The organism is Streptomyces rapamycinicus NRRL 5491, assembly GCF_024298965.1.
GTDB lineage: Bacteria > Actinomycetota > Actinomycetes > Streptomycetales > Streptomycetaceae > Streptomyces > Streptomyces rapamycinicus.
Map to the genome: position 1 here is coordinate 5,086,109 of NZ_CP085193.1, position 19,388 is coordinate 5,105,496.

Below are 19,388 nucleotides of genomic sequence, written 5' to 3' on the forward strand. Positions count from 1 at the left end.
TCAGCCCCTCGTGCTCACCGTCTCCGTGTCGCGGCCCGACCGGAGCACCTTCCCCGGCACCGCGCCGGTGATCTCGTCGTCCCGGATGGTCTCGGTGCCGCCCACCCGGACGCTCACGATGCCCGTCGCGCGCGAGTCCAGCCGGGGGCTCTCGCCGGGCAGGTCGTGGACCAGCCGTGCCTGGCCCGCGTCGATCCGGTCGGGGTCGAAGAGGACCAGGTCGGCGTGGTAGCCCTCGGCGATCCGGCCGCGTTCGCGGAGACCGAGCAGCCGCGCCGGATCGTCCGTCAGCATCCGCACCGCCCGCTCCAGGCCGACCAGCTTCCGTCCGCGCAGACAGTCGCCGATGAACCGGGTGGTGTACGGGGCGCCGCACATCCGGTCCAGATGGGCCCCGGCGTCGGAGCCGCCGAGCATGACGTCCTCGTGCTCCCAGGTCTGCCGTCGCAGCTCCCAGCTGGCCGGGTCGTTGTCGGTCGGCATCGGCCACAGCACCGTACGCATCTCGTCCGCCGCGCAGATCTCCACCAGGCAGTGGAACGCCTCCTGTCCGCGCTCGGCGGCGATGTCGCGGACGACGCGCCCGGTCAGGCCGGCGTTGGCCTCGCTGTAGGTGTCGCCGATGACGTACCGGCCGAAGTGGGTGAGCCGCCGGAAGACCCCGGCCTCGGGGCTGCTCGCGCGGCGCAGCATCTCCTCCCGTACGGCCGGGTCGCGGAGGGTCGCGATCCGTTCCGGGATGGGCAGCCCCAGGATGTCGCCCCAGCCCGGGATGAGGTTGAGCGCGCAGAAGGTGCCGAGCGACATGTTCATGGGGGTGAGGATCGGCATCGTGAGGGCGACGATCCTGCCGCCCGCCTTACGGGCGCGTTCGCTGGCCTGGAGCTGGCGCGGCACCCGCTCGGGGACGGCCGCGTCGATGGTCAGCACGTTCCAGTTGAGCGGGCGGCCGGCGGCCGCGCTCATGTCCACCAGCAGCTCGATCTCCTCGTCTGCGAACTGGTCCAGACAGCCCGCCACGATCGCCTCGATCTGCGTCCCCTCGTGGTCGCCGACGGCCCGGGAGAGCGCCAGGAGTTCACCGGGCCGGGCGTGCCGGGAGGCGACCGGCTGCCCGTCCCCGTCCGAGTGGGTGGCGGACTGGGTGGTGGACAGCCCCCACGCGCCCGCGTCCATCGCCTCGTGGAAGAGCCGCAGCATCTCCTCCAGCTGCGCGGGGCTGGGCTGTCCGCCGATCGCGTCCTCGCCCATCACATGGCGGCGCAGTGCGCAGTGCCCCACCATGAAGCCCGCGTTGACGGCGATCCGGCCCTCCAGCGCGTCCAGGTACTCGCCGAAGCCGTGCCAGTTCCAGGGCGCGCCCTGCTCCAGCGCCACCAGCGACATGCCCTCGACCCGGCTCATCATCCGCCGGGTGTAGTCGGCGTCGCCGGGCCGGTCAGGGTTGAGCGGGGCGAGGGTGAACCCGCAGTTGCCGCCCGCCACGGTGGTCACGCCGTGGTTCATGGACGGCGTGGCGTACGGATCCCAGAACAGCTGGGCGTCGTAGTGGGTGTGCGGGTCGACGAATCCGGGCGCGAGGACGAGCCCGGTGGCGTCCTCGGTGGACCGGGCCGGTTCGGTGACGGCCCCGGGCTCGGCGATGGCCACGATCCGGCCGTCCCGGATGCCGACGTCGGCGACGTACGAGGGCGCGCCGGTGCCGTCCGCCACGGTGGCGCCCTTGATCAGGTGGTCGAGCACGGGTTCAGGTCCCTTCTCGCGGCTGCGGCTGGTGTCTGTGGCCTGTGACTTGTGACTTGTGACTTGTGACTTGTGACTTGTGGCCTGTGGCTACTGCGTGACGGCCGGTGCGGCTACTGGGTGACGGTTTGGCGGAATCGGGTCGTGCGGTGCACCGGATCGGTGTCGATCTTCGGGATGACGTGCTCACCGATGAGCTTGATCGTGTTCATCGTGTCCTCGTAGCCGATCCCGATCGGCAGCCCGAACGACAGCTGGTCGGCCCCGGCCTGCTCCCACCGCTTGCACTGGCGGAAGACCTCGTCCGGGTCGCCGCAGATCATCAGCTCCTCGGCGATGAGGAGTTCGATGATCTCCTCGGTGTACTCCGGCAGCAGTTCGGGCCACTGCGGGATGCCCTCGGGGCGGGGGAAGGTGTCGTGGTAGCGGAAGAGCAGCGACTGCAGGTAGTTGAGCCCGCCGCCGAGCGCGACCTCGACGGCCTTGGCGTGGGTCTCGGCGCAGATGGCGGTCGAGGTGACCATCACGTTGTCGTTGACGAAGCCGCCGACCGGCTCGGCCTCCTTGATCGCGTTCTTGTAGGAGTCGAGGACCCACTCCATGTCGGAGACCTTCTGGATGGAGAAGCCGAGCACGCCGAGGCCCTTCTTGCCCGCCATCGCGTACGAGGGCGGCGAGCCGGCCGCGTACCACATCGCCGGGTGGGCGGCCCCGTACGGCTTGGGCAGCACCTTGCGCGGCGGCAGCGTCCAGTGCTTGCCGGTGAAGCCCTGGTACTCGTCCTGCAGCCACATCTTGGGGAACTCGGCGATCGTCTCTTCCCAGATCTCCTTGGTGGCGTTCATGTCGGTCACGCCCGGCAGGAAGCCGAGGATCTCGTGGCTGCCCGCGCCCCGGCCCGAGCCGAACTCGAACCGGCCGCCGGAGAGATGGTCGAGCATCGCGACCTTCTCGGCCACCTTCACCGGGTGATTGACCTGCGGCAACGGGTTGAAGATGCCGGAGCCGAGGTGGATGCGCTCGGTGGCGTGGGCGAGATAGCCGAGGAAGACGTCGTTCGCGGAGAGGTGGGAGTACTCGTCCAGGAAGTGGTGCTCGGAGGCCCATACGTACTTGAAGCCCGACCGGTCGGCCTGGATGACGTACTCGGTCTCCTCGACGAGTGCGTGATGCTCGGCCTCGGGGTCGGTTCGGCGTCGGCTTTCGGGGACGTAGCCCTGCACGAAGAGTCCGAATTCCATGGAGGTTCACCGCCTCAGACGAACGTCGATCTGACGGATCGTCAGATTTTGATTGACTCTGGCACCGCGGGCACGGACCGTCAAGGGCCGTGGAAGGCCGGGCGGGGCCGGAGGGCCCACGGGGGTGTTCCGGCGGGCCTTTCCCCTCCCCGCCCCTTCCCGTTACCAGAGGCTCCGCCCCTGGACCCCGGGGGGAGGACGAGCCGACCGTCGGCCGCGATCAGCCCACCGGCCAGGACGCCCGCGTCCGGGGCGGAGCTCGGGTTCCGTTTCGCCCCTGGGCCCCGGGGTCGGCAAGTCGGCCGTCGGCCGCGATCAGCCGACCGGCCAGGACTCCGGGGTCCGGGGCGGAGTCCCGGTTGAGGGAAGGGGCGGGGAGGGGAAAGACCCGCCGCGGGCGTCACGATCGGCCGGGACACCGCCTAGAAGACCGAGACGCCGGTCAGCCAGCCTCCGTCGACGACGAACGGCTGGCCGGTGACGTACGAGGAGTCCTCCGAGGACAGGAAGAGCGCCAGCCGCGCCACCTCCTCCGGGCGGCCGATCCGGCCCAGCGGCACCAGCTTTCGGTAGAGCCCGTCGACCGCCGCCGTCGCCTCCGCGCTGTCGGCTTCGGGGTCGAGCTGGGCCGGGTTGGTCATCGGGGTGTCGACCGCGCCCGGGCACATCGCGTTGACCCGGATGCCCTTGTCCGCGAGCTCCATCGCGGCCACCCGCGTCATCCCCACCACCGCCGCCTTGGTCGCGGCGTACGCGGTGAGCAGCGGCATACCGGACAGGGCGACGTACGAGGCGGTGTTCACGATGGTTCCGCCGCCCGCCGCCGCCAGCTCCGGCGCGACCGTCCGCATCCCCAGGAACGTGCCGACCTGGTTGACCTGGACCACCTCCAGGTACTCGGCCAGCGGGGTGCCCACCAGCTCGTTGAAGCGGAGGATCCCGGCGTTGTTGACCAGGCCGTCCACCGAGCCGAAGGCGTCCTTCGCGGCGGCGACGGCGGCGGTCCAGTCGTCCTCGCGGCCCACGTCCAGATGGACGAACCGGGCACCCTCCCCCAGCTCCTTGGCCAGCGCCTCGCCCGGCTCGTCCAGTACGTCGCCGAGGACCACGCGGGCGCCCTCGGCCGCGAACAGCCGCGCCTCCTGCTCACCCTGTCCGCGCGCCGCCCCGGTGATGATGACGACCCGCCCGTCCAGCTTGCCCATTCCGATCTCCCTAGTCATCCCTGGTCATCGAGGTGCGGAGCGACATCGGCGGCGAAGGCCGCCATCTGGTCGGTCAGTTCGGTGTGGTCCCGGCAGCGGAACCGCACCTGGATCTGGTCCACCCCCATCGCGGCGTAGGCACGCAGGCTCTCGGCCAGCCGTTCGGGCGCGCCGGTCAGGGTCCGGCGCCCCACGTCCCAGCCGGGCTCGCCGACGTACAGCGGTTCGGTGATCGCGCCGATCTCGGCGGGTTCCGCACAGCCCCGATCGTGTTGGGCCGCCTCCTTCCGCAGCTCGCGCAGCCGGGCGATCTGACCTGGCAGCCGGTCGCGTGGATCGCCCTGCGGCAGCCAGCCGTCGCCCCGGACCGCCGCCCGGCGCACCGCGGCGGGCGAGGAGCCGCCGACCCACAGCGGGGGCCGTGGCGTCTGGACGGGGCGCGGGGCCTGTCCGAGGCCGCTGAAGGCGAACCGCTCGCCGCGGAAGTCGGGGAACTCCTCCGGTCCCAGGGCCGCCTTCAGCGCGTCGACCGTCTCGTCCAGCAGCGCCCCGCGCCGGGCGAAGTCCACCCCGAGCGCCTCGAACTCCTCCCGGACGTGCCCGGCCCCGACCCCGAGGATCAGCCGGCCGCCGGAGAGGTGGTCGAGCGTGGCGTACTGCTTTGCGGTCAGCAGCGGATGGCGCAGCGCGGCGACCGCCACATGGCTGAGCAGCCGTACCCGCTCGGTGGCCGCGGCGAGCCAGCCGAGGGTGGCCACCGGGTCGTACCAGACGGTGCCCATGGCCGCGGCCAGCCGTCGCGGGATCGCGACGTGGTCGCAGACGGCGAGGTACGCGAAGCCGAGCCGGTCGGCGGCGCGGGCGATCTCGAGCAGCTCGGCCGGGCCGGCCCCGGCCTCCCACGGCTCGGCGTAGAGGGTGGACTGCGACTGGATCGGCAGCTGCATGCCGTAGCTCAACCGGCCCCGGGGCAGGACGCGCATGCCGGGCCTCCTTGTCGGTGGACCGTCATCGTCGTATCTGACGTCGGACATGGTCGTATCTGACGGTCCATCAGACAAGGGGTGCGGCAGTCTCGTCCCGACGCGCGACGCTTTGCTAGCGTACGGACGTTCGGACCTCGGGGCCCACGCCCGCCTCCCGCCCAGGGGCCACCACGGGGCACAGGCAAGGAGGCACAGCGAGGGGGCACGGCAAGGGGCGCACAGAGGGGCACGACGTGATGATCGAGACGGTCTTCCGCTGCGAGGATCTGCCCAGAGCGGATCGGTTCGACTTCTGGCGCGAGCAGATGGCGCAGCTCATGGCGCCGATGGAGATGACCAGCGACCACACCTGGGACTTCCGGGGCGAGGTGCGCATCCTCGAGTTCGGCGCCGCCTCCGTATGGCCCACGAAGTTCCGCGAGATGGACTTCCGGCGGACGCCCAAGCTCATCCGGCAGTCCGACCCCGAGCTGTACCACTTCTCGTTCATCCAGGAGGGAAACCTCCAGGTCTCCCAGTCCCGCCAGGAGTCCGCGCACAGGGCGGAGGGCCTCTATGTCGTCGACACCTCACGGCCGTTCGACTGTCTGGCCTTCGGCGGCCCTCCCGCGGGCGTGGGCCTGGAGATCCCCAAAGCGCTGATCCCGGTCCCCCACGACCGGATCGACAGGCTGCTCGCCCGGCCCATCCCGGCGCGCGAAGGGGTGGGCGCCCTGCTGACGGGGTTCCTCACCCGGCTCGCGGCGGACCGCTCCTTACGCCCTTCCGACGGGCCGCGCCTGGGAACCGTGCTGATCGACCTGGCGGCCGCGTTGCTCGCCCAGGCGGTCGAGGCCGACGACGCGCTGCCGCCCGAGACCCACCGGCACACCCTCGCCCTGCGGGTGCAGAGCTTCATCCTGCGGAACCTGTCCGACCCGGAGCTGTCACCGGCCACCATCGCCGCCGCGCACCACATCTCCGTCGGCTATCTGCACCGCCTCTTCCGGGCCCGCGACACCACGGTCTCCGCGTGGATCCGGCAACAGCGGCTGGACCGCGTCCGGCGCGACCTCACCGATCCCGGTCTGCTCACGGTCCGCATCCATGAACTCGCCGCGCGCTGGGGCTTCGCCCACCCCGCCGTCTTCAGCCGCGCCTTCCGCGCCGCCTACGGGATGCCGCCCAGCGACTACCGCCATCTGGCGCTTGTGTCCAGCCCGCTCGTGTCCCGCGCGCCGGGCGCTACCCCGCGACGCCCGGTGCGCAGGGACACCCGGCCCTCCGCGCCGCCCACGGCCCCTGTCACGTCGTAGGGGGTGGGTGACGGCGTGGGGAGGCGGGAGGGCCGATATGCCCCACAGCCTGCCGGACGGTCCGGGGGTTGTCATTGACCGGCAGTGACCGCTTTCTTGCTCCTCCGTGACCAGGACGACGGTGCCGAAGCCAACCGCTACGCCCCCGGCGCCCCCGCCCAGAGCCCGTCCGCCGTGAGCCCCAGCAGTTCGATCGCGTTGCCGCGCACGATCCGCTCCACGACGTCCGGCGCCAGATGCCCCATCTGCGCCTCACCGACCTCCCGCGACTTGGGCCAGGTGGAGTCCGAGTGCGGATAGTCCGTCTCGTACAGCACGTTGCCGACTCCGATGGCGTCGAGGTTGCGCAGCCCGAAGGCGTCGTCGAAGAAGCAGCCGTAGACATGCTCGGTGAACAGCTCGGACGGCGGGCGCAGCACCTTGTCGGCCACTCCGCCCCAGCCCCGGTTCTCCTCCCACACCACGTCGGCGCGCTCGAGGATGTAGGGGATCCAGCCGATCTGCCCCTCCGCGTACATCACCTTCAGGTTCGGGAAGCGCTCGAACTTCCCGCTCATCAGCCAGTCGACCATCGAGAAGCAGCAGTTGGCGAAGGTGATCGTGGAGCCGACCGCGGGGGGCGCGTCCGCGGAGGTCGAGGGCATCCTCGAGGAGGAGCCGATGTGCATCGCGATGACCGTGCCGGTCTCGTCGCAGGCGGCCAGGAGCGGGTCCCAGTCGTCGGTGTGGATCGAGGGCAGCCCCAGGTTCGGCGGGATCTCCGAGAAGCAGACGGCCCGCACCCCGCGCGCCGCGTTCCGCCGCACCTCGGCGGCGGCCAGCTCGGCGTCCCACAGCGGGATGATGATCAGCGGGATCAGCCGGCCCCGGGCCTCGGGGCCGCACCACTCCTCCACCATCCAGTCGTTGTACGCCCGGACCCCGAGCAGCCCCAGCTCGCGGTCGGCGGCCTCGGTGAAGGTCTGCCCGCAGAAGCGGGGGAAGGTCGGGAAGCAGAGCGCGGACTGGACGTGGTTGACGTCCATGTCCGCGAGCCGGTCCGGCACCGAGAACGAGCCGGGCCGCATCTGCTCGTAGGTGATGGCCTCCAGCTTGACCTCGTCCCGGTCGTAGCCGACGGCGGTGTCCAACCGGGTCAGCGGCCGGTGCAGTTCCTCGTACACCCACCAGTCCGCGAGCGGCCCGTCGTCCCCGGGCGCCCCCATCTTCGGGGCGAACTTGCCGCCGATGAAGGTCATCTCCTTCAGCGGCGCCCGGACGATGCGCGGCCCGCTGTCGCGGTACTTCGACGGGAGCCGGTCCCGCCAGACGTGAGGGGGCTCAACCGTGTGGTCGTCCACCGAGATTATCTTCGGGAAGCTCTCCATGACTGCACGGTAGCGCCGATCTGACGGATCGTCAGCTATGCGTGCGCCTCCCGGGATGTTCGACGGACGACCCGGACACGTCGCACTCTTTGCTGACGTACGGGCCGCGGGCACGGCAGACTGGCCGTACAGCGAGGAAGCACGTGCGGGGGGCACCATGGCCGGCGACGAGCGCCTGGGGCGGCAGGAATGTTCCACCGGTTCCGTACCGGACCGGTCCCGGCACGGTGAAGAGGCGAGCCTGGCCCTCGGCGAGGATGCGGACTCCGCCCTCGGCCGGACCCGGCTCGAACTGGGGTTGGAGGGCGGCTACCGCGCCGATGTCGTCCGCGAGCGCCGGCCGCACGCCCCCGCGCGGCCCGCCACCGCGCTCTCCCGGCCCACCGGCGCCAGCCGCCCGCGACACCCCATGGCCGACACAACCGTCGTGCGCCCCGCACAGCTGCCCGCGGCGGTGGCGGACTTCACCGGCCGCGAGGACCTCGTACGGGAGCTGAACGACCGGCTCGCGACCTCCGCCGACCGGCCGGCCGCCATCGCGATCGCCGGTATCGGAGGCATCGGCAAGACCGCCCTGGCCGTTCACCTCGCGCACACCGCCCGCCACCGCTTCCCCGACGGCCAGCTCTACGTAGACCTCGGCGGCGCGGGCACCTCCCCCGCCGACCCCGAGACCGTGCTCGGCGCCTTCCTGCGCTCACTCGGCACCTCCGACGCCGCCATTCCGGACGGCACCGAGGAGCGCGCCGCGCTCTACCGCGCGTGTCTCGAGGGCCGCCGCGTCCTCGTCCTCCTGGACAACGCCCGCGACGCCGCTCAGGTCCGGCCGCTGCTCCCCGACGACGGCGCACCGGACTGCGTCGCGCTGATCACCAGTCGCACCCATATGTCCGACCTGGACCGCGCCCACCCGGTCGACCTGGACGCGATGAGCCCGCCGGAGGCGTTCGCCCTGTTCGCACTGATCGTGGGCCAGGAGCGGGCGACCGTGGAACGTGCCGAGGTCATGGACGTGGTGGCGTCCTGCTCCTATCTCCCGCTCGCGATCCGCATAGCGGCCTCCCGGCTCGCCTCCCGCCGCACCTGGACCGTCTCCGTCCTCGCCCGCAAACTCGCCGACGAGCGCCGGCGGCTGGACGAACTGCGGGCCGGGGATCTGGCGGTCAAGGCGACCTTCGAACTCGGCTACGGACAGCTCGACCCGGCTCAGGCCCGCGCCTTCCGGCTGCTGGGCCTGGCCGGCGGCCCGGACATCTCCCTGTCGGCCGCGGGCGCGGTGCTCGGCCTCGACGCCGCGGAGACCGGCCGGCTTCTCACCTCCCTCGTGGACATCTCGCTGCTGGAGTCCGCCGTACCGGGGCGCTACCGCTTCCATGACCTCGTACGGCTCTACGCACGGGCATGCGCGGAGCGGGAGCGGCGGGCGGCGGCGGAGCGCGAGGAGGCGCTGTCCCGGCTGCTGGACTTCTACCTGGCGACGGCGGCGCGGGTGTACGCCCTGGAGCGGCCCGGGGACCGCATGGTCGAGCACCTGGAGCCCACCGGCCATCCGGGACTGCTCTTCGAGACCTCGAAAGCCGCCCTGGACTGGCTCTTCGCGGAGGCCGACTGCCTGCTCGCCTGCGTGCCCAAGTGCACCGGGGAGAGCACCCGCCGCCGCACCGGGGACCTGCTGCTGGGCGCGCTGGACCTCGCCGAGTCCGGTGCCCGGCCGCGGCAGTACGAGACGGTGGCGCAGGTGGTCTGCGACGCCGCCCACGCCGCCGGGGATTCCCGTACCGAGGCCCGCGCCCGCTCGGCACTGGGCCATCTGTACAGCTTCACGGGCCGATACGGCCACGCCGAGCGGGAGCTGCGCCGCGCGCTGGAGCTGGACGGCGACGATCCGGTGGTGGCCAGCCGCGCCTCCAATCAGCTCGGCATCGTGGCCAACGGGCTGGGGCGGCACGAAGACGCCGAGAGGTACCTCGGACAGGCGCTCGAGGCGTTCCGCGCCGATGCCAACGAGGCGGGTGAGGCGAGCGCCCTGGCCAATCTCTCCCGGCTGCACGTGAGCCGGGGCCGCACCCGGACCGGTGTGGAACTGGCCGAGCAGGGGCTCGCCATCTACCGCAGGCTCGGCGCCCCCCTGCGGCTCGCCAACGGGATGTACACCGTCGGCATCGCGCTGACGCGCGCCCACCGCCTGGAGGAGGCATCCGTTCACCTCACCGAAGCGCTCGATCTCTTTCACGAAGCCCGTCAGCCGCTGTGGGAAGGCATGGCCCATTTCCGGCTGGCCGAAATGCATCTGGTAGCGCAGCGCCCCTCAGAAGCGGTGGCCCACGCCGAACAGTCCCTCGCCCTGGGCGGTCTCGGCGGCGAGTGGCGGCGCTTCTCCTTTCTCACCGTTCTGGCGAAGGCCCTGATGGCGGCCGGGCAGCGGACCCGGGCCCAGGACTGCTGGACGCAGGCACGGGCCCTCCGGGAACGGCTGGGCTCACCCGAGCCCGAGGAGGTACGGCAGCTGCTGTCCACATCGGCGCCGGATCTCCCGGCGGCCACGGATCCGTATACCGGCCATCGCGACGCGTACGGAGTCGGCCCTCCGATGACCGAAAGCGACCCCTGGATCTGACGGTGCGTCGGCATTCCGAGGGCTGTGAAGTGTGGCAGGCCTTGTGGAGAGGTCCGGCCCCTACTGACGTGAGGGGTATCGGCAAGGCAAACTGGCCCGTGCAACTGGGAGCAGAGGCAGGGGGAGACCATGGCCGGCGAGAAGGAGCGGGCACAGGAGCAGCCCTTGCGCTTCACCGTGCTCGGACCGGTACGGGCCTGGCGGGGCGAGGAACAGGTGAGCACCGGATCACCACAGCAAAGAGCCCTGCTCACCGCTCTCTTGCTGCGCGGTGGGCGCACCGCCACCGCCCCCGAGCTCATCGACGCCCTGTGGGGCGACGACCCGCCGGACGCCGCCATCGCGGCGCTGCGCACCTACGCCTCCCGGCTGCGCAAGGCCTTCACCCCGCAATCGGCCGTCCTGGTCAGCGAGTCGGGTGGGTACGCGGTCCAGGTGGGCCTCGGGGCCCTGGACACCGACGTGGCCGAGCGCCTGGTGGCGGAGGCGGAGAAGGCACGGCACTCGGGCGACCGGCCGCGGGCCCATGAGCTCATCGGCCAGGCGCTGGGCCTCTGGGACGGTGAAGCCCTGGCCGGAGTGCCGGGGCCCTACGCCGTGACCCAGCGCGCCCGGCTGTCGGAGTGGCATCTGGTCCTCACCGAGACCAGGCTCGATCTCGATCTGGAGCTGGGCCACCACACCGACGCGGTCTCCGAACTCACCGCCCTCACCGCCGCCCATCCGCTCCGGGAGCGGCTGCGCGAGCTGCTGATGCTGGCGCTCTACCGCAGCGGCCGGCAGGCCGAGGCGCTGGCCGTGTACAACGACACCCGGCGGCTGCTCGCCGAGGATCTCGGCGTGGACCCCTGCCCGGAACTCTCCGAGCTGCATCAGCGCATTCTGCAGGCGGATGCCGAGCTGGCCGCCCCGGTGGACGACCGCGCCCACGCGGGGCCCAGCTTCGTACGGCCGGCCCAGCTTCCCGCGACGGTGGCCGACTTCACCGGCCGTGTCGCCTTTGTCGACGAGCTGAGCGATCAGCTCGCCACCGCCGAGGGGCGTGTCATGGCCGTGTCAGCCGTGGCCGGAATCGGAGGTGTCGGCAAGACGACGCTCGCCGTACACGTAGCCCACGCGGCCCGCCATCAATTCCCCGACGGCCAGCTCTACGTCGACCTTCAGGGCGCGGGCCCGGTACCGGCGGAGCCCAACTCGGTCCTGGGCGCCTTCCTGCGCGCCCTCGGCACCCCGGACAACGCGATCCCCGAGGGCGTCCAGGAGCGTGCCGCGCTCTACCGCTCGATGCTGGACGGCCGCCGGGTGCTCACACTGCTCGACAACGCACGCGACGCCGCACAGGTACGGCCGCTGCTGCCCGGTACGGAGGGCTGCGCCGCGCTGATCACCAGCCGGACCCGGATGGTCGACCTGGAGGGCGCCCACCTGGTCGACCTGGACGTGATGAGCCCGGAGGAGGCTCTCGCCCTCTTCACGCGGATAGTGGGCGAGGAGCGTGTCATCAGCGAGCGCGACGCGGCCATGGACGTGGTGGCGGCGTGCGGCTTCCTCCCGCTGGCCATCCGGATCGCGGCCTCCCGGCTGGCCTCGCGCCGCACCTGGACCGTCTCCACGCTGGCGCACAAGCTCGCCAACCAGCGCCGCCGGCTGGACGAGCTGCGGGCGGGCGACCTGGCCGTGCGGGCCACCTTCGAGCTGGGCTACGGCCAGTTGGAGCCGTCACAGGCCCGGGCGTTCCGGCTGCTGGGGCTCGCGGACGGCCCCGACATCTCGCTCGCCGCGGCGGCCGTCGTCCTGGACATGGACACCCTCGACGCCGAGGAGCTCCTGGAGTCCCTGGTCGACGCCTCCCTGCTGGAGTCGGCGGCACCCGGCCGCTACCGCTACCACGACCTCGTACGTCTCTACGCGCGTGACTGCGCCGAGCGGCACCAGTCGGCGGCGGACCGCGAGGCGGCACTCTCCCGGCTGCTGGACTTCTACCTCGCCACGGCCGCCCGGGTGTACGCCATGGAGCGGCCCGGCGACCGCCTGGGCGACCACCTGGCCCCCGCCAGCCACCCCGGCCTGGTCTTCCCACATCAGGACGCCGCTCTGGACTGGCTGTTCACCGAGGCGGACTGCCTGCTGGCCTGCACCCAGCAAGCCGCCTCGGGCAGCACCCTGGGCCGGGCGGCGGATCTGCTGCTCGCCGCGATGGACCTCGCCGAGTCCGGCGCCAACGCCCCCCGCTACGAGGCCGTCGCCCGCGTCGTCAGCGGAACGGCACACACGGTCGGCGACACCCGGGCCGAGGGCCGGGCGCGTACCTGCCTCGCCAAGGTGCGCAACCTCACCGGCCGGCTCGAGGAGGCCGACGCGGAGGCGGAACGCGCCCTGGCCCTGGGCTCCGCGGTCAAGGACCATGTCACGATGGGGCGCGCCCTCACCGAGCGCGGCATCATCGCGCATCTCAGCCGCACCCGCTGGGATGACGCGGAGCGGCATTTCCTCCGCGCCGTCGACGCCTACCGGGCCGTGGACGACCAGCCCGGAGAGGCCAGCGCGCTGTGCAACCTCTCCCGCGCGTATGTGGAGATGGGCCGCATCGACAGCGCCGTGGACCTGGCCCGGCAGGGCGTGCGGATCTACGGGAGCCTGGGGCGCACCCTGCGCCTGGCCAACGGTAAGTACGCGCTCGGTATCGCCCTGACCGGGGCCGGGAGCCTCACTCAGGCGCTCGAACAGCTCACCGAGGCCCTCGGCCTGTTCCGTGAGCACCGCCAGCCGCTCTGGGAGGGCATGACCCACCAGCGGCTGGCCGAGGCGCACCTGTCGATCGGGCGCCCCGCGGAGGCCGCCACCCACGCCGAACAGGCTCTCGCCCTGCGGGGCATCGGGGGCGAGTGGCGCCGGGCCATCGTGCTGACCCTGCTCGGCAAAGCGCTGCTGGAGCTCGGCCAGAACGAGCGCGCGGACGCCTGCTGGCGTGAGGCGCTCTCGATCCACCAGCGGCTGGGGACGCCTGAGGCGGAGGAAGTCCGCAGGCTTCTGGCCCCCGCGGCCGCCGCATAACGGCGCGGCTCGCCGACCGTTCATCAATCGTTTATCGCCGTCCGGGAGTCTTAGTAGCGGTCGACCCGTCCCCGCGGGGGGCAGACGGGTCGGTTGCGAGGTCACACCGTAAGGTGGACGGCCCTTTTGAGACATCCGTCCGGCGACCCACGGGGGAGTCGCCGGGCGGGTGTTAACGGCCTATACCGACCAAAGCATCCGATGGAGTTGATCGTGACAAACACGGACAAGAAGCCCCAGTCCGACACCTACCGGCCGCTTGAGGCCGACCCGGCACCCTTCTCCACTCAGGACGAGGGCCACACACCGGCACCTCCACAGGTGACCACCCAGGGCGAGGGCCACACGCCCGCGCCACCCCAGCTGATCACCCAGGGGGAGGGGCACACGCCCGCACCGCCGCAGCTGAGCACTCAGGGCGAGGGCCACACACCGGCACCACCGCAGCTGAGCCCCGCGGGCGAGGGCCACACACCCGCGCCGTCGGAGCTGAGCACCAAGGGCGAGGGGCACACGCCCGCGCCGCCGCAGCTGAGCGCCGAAGGAGAGGGTCACACACCTTCGGCGCCCCAGTAGATACACACCAAGCGTCGCCCATTTCCATGAGGTAACACCGCGGGGCCGATGTCGATGACGCGGAGGGGACGTCATCGACATCGGCCCCTTTGCGCGGGCCACCTCCCGTACGAGCGCCCCTCGCACCACCGGGCGCACCCCCTTTCCGCCAAGCTTCGACCAGTTCAGGCCAGATGGCCGAACACACGTACCCCTCATTGTTAATTTGCAGTACAAAACAGATAATCACCCCCCGTAACGGAGGAACCGGAATGACTCGTGCTACAAAGGGCATTGCGACCTTGATTATCGCCATAGGTGCCGCGGTCGGAGCCACAAGCCAGACAGCCGCATTCGCGTCTGCAAGCGATAGTCACACCCCCATCGTCGGTATGGACAGTGGTGAATACGCCACAGCCGCCGCTCCGGGCCCCCAGGGCGAGGGTCATGCCCCCACCAGCCCGCAGTAGGCGCCACGAGACACTCGTGAGCACCAAGGGGGGCCGGGCGAAACCGCCCGGCCCCTTTGCGCCGCCCCGCGCCGGGGACAGCTTGATTCCGGCTTCTCAGGTGGCGGGGGAGCCCGCCCGCAGCCTCGCCTTGAGGACCTTGCCGCTGGCGTTGCGCGGCAGTTCGGGGAGGAACTCCACCTGCCGGGGCACCTTGTAGTTGGCCATCTCCCGGCGGGACCAGGCGATCAGGTCGTCCGCCGTCAGCGTCGAGTCCGGGCGGCGGACCGCGTAGGCCTTGGCCACCTCGCCCAGGCGCGGATCCGGGATGCCTATCACGGCGACGTCGGCCACATCCGGATGGCGGGCGATGAGTTGCTCGATCTCGGCGGGGTAGGCGTTGAAGCCGCCGACGATGAACATGTCCTTGATCCGGTCGGTGATGCGCAGATTGCCCTGCTCGTCCAGCACCCCGACATCGCCCGTCCGCAGCCAGCCGTCGGGGGTGACGGTGCGGGACGTGGCGATCGGATCCTCGAAGTAGCCGGATGTGACGTGGTAGCCGCGGACCCAGACCTCGCCCGGCCGCCCCGGGGGGAGTTCACCCCCGGTGGCCGTGGCGATCTTGACTTCGGTGTCCGGGATCGCGCGGCCGGCCGTGCCCGCGATGACCTCGGGCGGGTCGCCGCGGCGGCACATCGTGACGGTGCCGGACGCCTCCGTCAGGCCGTACGCCGTCAGCACGGTGGCGACCCCGAGCTCCGAGCGCAGGCGCTCCACCAGCTCCAGCGGGACGACGGCGGCGCCGGTGACGACCAGGCGCAGGGTGGACAGGTCGTGGGCGGCGCGGGCGGGGTGGTCGAGCAGGGACTGGTGGAGGGTGGGCGGGCCGGGGAGTACGGAGACGCGCTCAGCCGCGATATTGGCCAGGGCCGTCTCCACGCTGAAGACCGGCTGCGGCACCATCGTGGCACCGCGGCTCAGACAGGCGATGACGCCCGCCTTGTAGCCGAAGGTGTGGAAGAACGGGTTCACGATGAGATAGCGGTCGCCCGCCGTCAGCCCCGTGATCTCGCTCCAGGTGTCGAAGACCCGCACGGTCTGGGAGTGCGTGGTCACCACGCCCTTGGGGTGGCCGGTGGTGCCGGAGGTGAAGGTGATGTCGGAGGGATCCGCGGGGCGCACCGCCTGGGCCCGGGAGCGGACCTCCTCCGGCGACACGGCGTCGCCCAGCGCCAGGAAGTCCTTCCAGCCGCGGAAGTCCTCCGGGCCGTTGTCGGCGAGGACGACCACCTCCCGCAGATAGGGCAGGCCCGGCAGCGGGCCGTGGCCCGGCCCCTCCCCCGCCGCCCGGCGCAGCGACGCCACATACGAGGTGCCCAGGAAGGTGCCGGTGATGAACAGATGCGTGGCCCGGGTGCGGCGCAGCACATACGCCGCCTCGCCGCCCTTGAAACGCGTGTTGACCGGGACCAGCACCCCGCCCGCGGTGACCGCGCCGAGCGCCGCCACGATCCAGTCGGTGGTGTTGGGCGCCCAGATCGCGGCGCGGTCGCCCGGTTCGAGGCCCGAGGCGACGCACGCGGCCGCCGCGCGCTCGATCCGGGCGCCGAGCTCCGCGTACGAGATCCGGGCGCGGCCCTCGACGACGGCCTCGTCCGGGCCGTACCGCTCGACCGCAGCCCGGATCAGCGCCGGGATGGTGTGCCCCTGCCGTATCCGTTCCATCGGACCGCTCCCCTCCCCGGAACCCGGGACGGACGACCCCAGTAGCTGACTACCCGTCAGATTAGCGGTAGCCTTCCCCGCTGTCAGCACCGGTGAACGCGACCACGGAGGTGGCCATGGGGGCGGCAAGGGCTACGGCGACCTTGAAGGACGCGACGGCGATAGCCGGTATCGGGCAGACCTCCTTCGCCAAACGCCTCCCCGAGTCCGAGAAGACCCTGGCCTGCCGGGCGATCCTCGCCGCGCTCGACGACGCGGGCATCGCCCCGTCCGAGGTGGACGCCTTCGCCTCGTACACCATGGAGGAGACCGACGAGGTCGAGATCGCCAAGGCCATCGGCGCCGGGGACGTGACCTTCTTCGGCAAGGTCGGCTACGGGGGCGGCGGTTCGTGTGCGACCGTCGCGCATCTGGCCGCCGCGATCGCCACCGGGCAGGCGAGCGTCGGGGTGGCCTGGCGGTCCCGCAAACGCGGCAGCGGACCGCGCCCCTGGACCAACACCCAGGTACAGCTGCCCACCCCGGCCCAGTGGACCCGGCCGTACGGGCTGCTGCGCCCGGCCGATGAGATCGGGCTGCTGGCCCGGCGCTATATGCATGAGTACGGCGCGACCCGCGATCACTTCTTCAATGTGGCGCTGGCCTGCCGCAACCGGGCCAATCAGAACCCCGCCGCGATGATGTACGACCGCCCGCTGACCCGCGAGATGTACATGACCGCGCGCTGGATCAGCGAACCGCTCTGCCTCTTCGACAACTGCCTCGAGACCGATGGCGCGCTGGCCTGTGTGCTGGTGTCGGCCGAGCGGGCGCGCGACTGCCGGCATCGGCCGGTGTACGTCCACTCCGTCGCCCAGGGGCTGCCCGCCCAGCACCACGGAATGGTCAACTACTGGAACGACGACCCGCTGACCGGCCCCTCCTGGACCGCCGCCCGCCGGCTGTGGAAAACCGCCGACTTCGGTCCGCAGGACGTGGACGTCGCGCAGATCTACGACGCCTTCACCCCGCTGATCCCGCTCTCCCTGGAGGGCTACGGCTTCTGCGGCCGCGGCGAGGGCGCCGCCTTCACCGAGGGGGGCGCGCTGGAGATCGGCGGACGGCTGCCGCTCAACACCGGCGGGGGCGGCCTCAGCGAGGCGTACGTCCATGGCTTCAACCTCATCACCGAGGGGGTCAGACAGCTGCGCGGCACCGGCACCGCCCAGGTCCCCGGCGCCACGACCTGCCTGGTCACGGCGGGTGAGGGAGTTCCCACATCGGCTCTGCTGCTGAGGAGTTGAGCGACGGCATGACACAAACGGAAACCACTACGGCCGCGAGTGGCGGGGGCGACCGGGCCGATGGGCTGCTGGCGCCCGTGCCCGACGACGACGGGGCGCCCTTCTTCGCCTACGCGGCACGCGGCGAACTGCGCGTCCAGTGCTGCGCCGACTGCGGCGAACGGCGCTTTCCGCCCCGGCCCTGCTGCCCGCACTGCCAGTCCTTCGAGAGCCTGTGGAAAAAGACGAGCGGCCGTGGCCGGATCTGGTCGTATGTGCTGCCCCATCCCCCGCTGTTGCCCGCCTACGCGGCACAGGCGCCGTACAACGTCGTCCTCGTGGAGCTCGCGGACGCCCCGCGCATCCGGCTGGTGGGCAATCTGGTCGCCGCCGCGGACGCCGCGCTGAACTCGGTCCCGCCCGAGCGGATCCGCATCGGCGCGCCCGTGAGGGCCGCCTTCCATGAGACGGACGACGGGTTCACGGTGGTGCGCTGGCTGCTGGAGCGGCCATGACGGTCCGCATACGGGTGGCGGACGGCGTCGCGGTCGTCACCCTCGACCGGCCCGAACGGCACAACGCCATGGACCTGGAGACGGCCTCGGAACTGACCGCCGTATGGCGGCGCTTCCGCCGGGACGACGCGGTCCGGGCTGTCGTCCTCACCGGCGCGGGCGGCCGGGCCTTCAGCACCGGCATCGACCGCTCGGTGGAGGTGGAACAGCCGTCGTCGCCCTACGCGATGGACGATCCGCTGCGCACCGTCGGGCCCAAGGCGAACGACCTGTGGAAGCCGGTGGTCGCGGCGGTGGCCGGAATGGTCTGCGGCGGGGCGTTCTACCTGCTGGGCGAGGCCGAATTCATCGTCGCCGACGAGACGGCGACCTTCTTCGACCCGCATACCAGCTATGGGATGGTCAGCGCCTATGAGGCCATCTATATGGCGCAGCGGATGCCCATGGGCGAGGTCGCGCGGATGGCGCTGATGGGGACGGCGGAGCGGCTCTCGGCCCGGCGGGCGTATGAGACGGGCCTGGTCAGCGAGGTGACCCCGGCTGGTGAGGCCCTTACGGCGGCCATCCGCGCCGCGTCGGTCATCGCGTCGTACCCGACGGAGGCGGTGCAGGGCACCGTAAGGGCGCTGTGGGCGGCGAAGGAGGCGGCGCTGGCCCAGGCGCTCGCACAGGCCCCGCAGTTGATCGCACTGGGCAATCTGCCGCCGGGGCGCCAGGCCGCGCTCTTCGCGGCCCGCACGCCCGGCTTCCGTACCCGGTGAGGCCGTCCGCCCCGGATCGATCGGCTCGGTCTCAGGTGGAGCTGGGGTACTTGAGCGCCGAGGTGACCTTGCAGGTGAAGGACGTCTGCTCGGTGAGGGTGCGGTAGGAGGTGGCGCTGAGGGTCTGGCTGCTGCCGGACGCCACCGTGACGGACTTGTAGTCGGAGCCCAGCAGGCTGCCGCCGTTCTGGTCCTCCCACTCGATGGTGATCGAGTAGTGCATGGACTGCGTCTCGGGGTTCCTCAGGTTGAGGGTGTACTGGAACGAGCGGGTCGACTCGTCGTAGTCGCAGCCGCTGGCGGAGATGTCGTTCGTGCCGTCCGAGTTGTAGGTGGCCGGCGCGGAGTAGGTGTAGGAGGGCGTGGGGGCGTCGTAGGACGGCACACCGGAGGGCACGCCACTGGGCAGATCGGTGGGCACGCCGCTGGGGAGGTCGGTGGGGCCGGACGCCGGGTTGTCGTTGCCCCCGCTCCCGCCCGAGACGAACCCCCCGAGGCCGCCGTCGTGGCTGCCGCCCTTCTTCTTTCCGCAGCCGGTCAGCGCGATGAGCCCGACCAGGGCGACGGCGCATATGCGCATGGAGCGGCGTTGCATGGTATTACCCCCGTC

At 71.7% G+C, this 19,388-nt stretch carries 14 protein-coding genes; 7 read left to right on the forward strand and 7 right to left on the reverse strand.

Annotated elements, in window-relative coordinates:
• From LIV37_RS21025 to LIV37_RS21040, 4 genes are all read right to left on the reverse strand, one after another.
• Nucleotides 1-1,743, reverse strand: coding sequence for an N-acyl-D-amino-acid deacylase family protein (locus tag LIV37_RS21025; RefSeq protein WP_020869134.1), 1,743 nt, complete (start codon nucleotides 1,741-1,743; stop codon nucleotides 1-3).
• Nucleotides 1,744-1,856: 113 nt separating this feature from the next.
• Nucleotides 1,857-2,984 (reverse strand): LLM class flavin-dependent oxidoreductase, encoded by a 1,128-nt coding sequence (locus LIV37_RS21030; RefSeq protein WP_020869135.1) that lies wholly within the window; start codon nucleotides 2,982-2,984, stop codon nucleotides 1,857-1,859.
• A 422-nt stretch (nucleotides 2,985-3,406) separates the two neighbouring features.
• Nucleotides 3,407-4,189, reverse strand: coding sequence for an SDR family NAD(P)-dependent oxidoreductase (locus LIV37_RS21035; RefSeq protein WP_020869136.1), 783 nt, complete (start codon nucleotides 4,187-4,189; stop codon nucleotides 3,407-3,409).
• A 14-nt stretch (nucleotides 4,190-4,203) separates the two neighbouring features.
• Nucleotides 4,204-5,172, reverse strand: a complete 969-nt coding sequence (locus LIV37_RS21040; protein WP_020869137.1) for an LLM class F420-dependent oxidoreductase — start codon at nucleotides 5,170-5,172, stop codon at nucleotides 4,204-4,206.
• Between the two features lie 239 nt (nucleotides 5,173-5,411).
• Here LIV37_RS21040 and LIV37_RS21045 point away from each other — a divergent pair, with 239 nt between their 5' ends.
• Nucleotides 5,412-6,470, forward strand: a complete 1,059-nt coding sequence (locus tag LIV37_RS21045; protein ID WP_020869138.1) for an AraC family transcriptional regulator — start codon at nucleotides 5,412-5,414, stop codon at nucleotides 6,468-6,470.
• A gap of 137 nt (nucleotides 6,471-6,607) precedes the next feature.
• Here LIV37_RS21045 and LIV37_RS21050 read toward each other — a convergent pair whose 3' ends face one another.
• Complete coding sequence (locus LIV37_RS21050; RefSeq protein ID WP_020869139.1) at nucleotides 6,608-7,837, reverse strand: amidohydrolase family protein; 1,230 nt, start codon at nucleotides 7,835-7,837, stop codon at nucleotides 6,608-6,610.
• A 157-nt stretch (nucleotides 7,838-7,994) separates the two neighbouring features.
• Here LIV37_RS21050 and LIV37_RS21055 point away from each other — a divergent pair, with 157 nt between their 5' ends.
• From LIV37_RS21055 to LIV37_RS21065, 3 genes are all read left to right on the forward strand, one after another.
• Nucleotides 7,995-10,454, forward strand: coding sequence for a tetratricopeptide repeat protein (locus LIV37_RS21055; protein ID WP_020869140.1), 2,460 nt, complete (start codon nucleotides 7,995-7,997; stop codon nucleotides 10,452-10,454).
• Nucleotides 10,455-10,583: 129 nt separating this feature from the next.
• Nucleotides 10,584-13,508, forward strand: coding sequence for an SARP-family global regulator AfsR (afsR, locus tag LIV37_RS21060; protein ID WP_020869141.1), 2,925 nt, complete (start codon nucleotides 10,584-10,586; stop codon nucleotides 13,506-13,508).
• Nucleotides 13,509-13,721: 213 nt separating this feature from the next.
• Nucleotides 13,722-14,084 carry a hypothetical protein gene (locus LIV37_RS21065; protein ID WP_148717813.1) on the forward strand — a complete coding sequence of 121 codons (363 nt, stop codon included), beginning with the start codon at nucleotides 13,722-13,724 and terminating at the stop codon, nucleotides 14,082-14,084.
• Between the two features lie 545 nt (nucleotides 14,085-14,629).
• On the opposite strand, the gene LIV37_RS21070 is transcribed toward LIV37_RS21065, so the two are convergent.
• On the reverse strand, nucleotides 14,630-16,240 hold the full coding sequence (locus LIV37_RS21070) for a FadD3 family acyl-CoA ligase (protein ID WP_020869143.1): 1,611 nt from the start codon (nucleotides 16,238-16,240) through the stop codon (nucleotides 14,630-14,632).
• 116 nt (nucleotides 16,241-16,356) lie between these two features.
• Between LIV37_RS21070 and LIV37_RS21075 the strand changes: the two genes are divergently transcribed.
• From LIV37_RS21075 to LIV37_RS21085, 3 genes are read left to right on the forward strand one after another with little or no spacing between them, the layout of a single operon-like run.
• Nucleotides 16,357-17,523: a lipid-transfer protein gene (locus tag LIV37_RS21075; protein ID WP_121824674.1), complete on the forward strand. Its 1,167-nt coding sequence runs from the start codon at nucleotides 16,357-16,359 to the stop codon at nucleotides 17,521-17,523.
• Between the two features lie 8 nt (nucleotides 17,524-17,531).
• On the forward strand, nucleotides 17,532-18,017 hold the full coding sequence (locus LIV37_RS21080) for a Zn-ribbon domain-containing OB-fold protein (protein WP_020869145.1): 486 nt from the start codon (nucleotides 17,532-17,534) through the stop codon (nucleotides 18,015-18,017).
• On the forward strand, nucleotides 18,014-18,778 hold the full coding sequence (locus LIV37_RS21085) for an enoyl-CoA hydratase/isomerase family protein (RefSeq protein ID WP_020869146.1): 765 nt from the start codon (nucleotides 18,014-18,016) through the stop codon (nucleotides 18,776-18,778). The genes LIV37_RS21080 and LIV37_RS21085 overlap by 4 nt, the downstream gene beginning before the upstream one ends.
• Before the next feature lie 31 nt (nucleotides 18,779-18,809).
• On the opposite strand, the gene LIV37_RS21090 is transcribed toward LIV37_RS21085, so the two are convergent.
• Nucleotides 18,810-19,358 carry a PT domain-containing protein gene (locus tag LIV37_RS21090; protein WP_243146186.1) on the reverse strand — a complete coding sequence of 183 codons (549 nt, stop codon included), beginning with the start codon at nucleotides 19,356-19,358 and terminating at the stop codon, nucleotides 18,810-18,812.
• Nucleotides 19,359-19,388 lie beyond the last annotated feature (30 nt).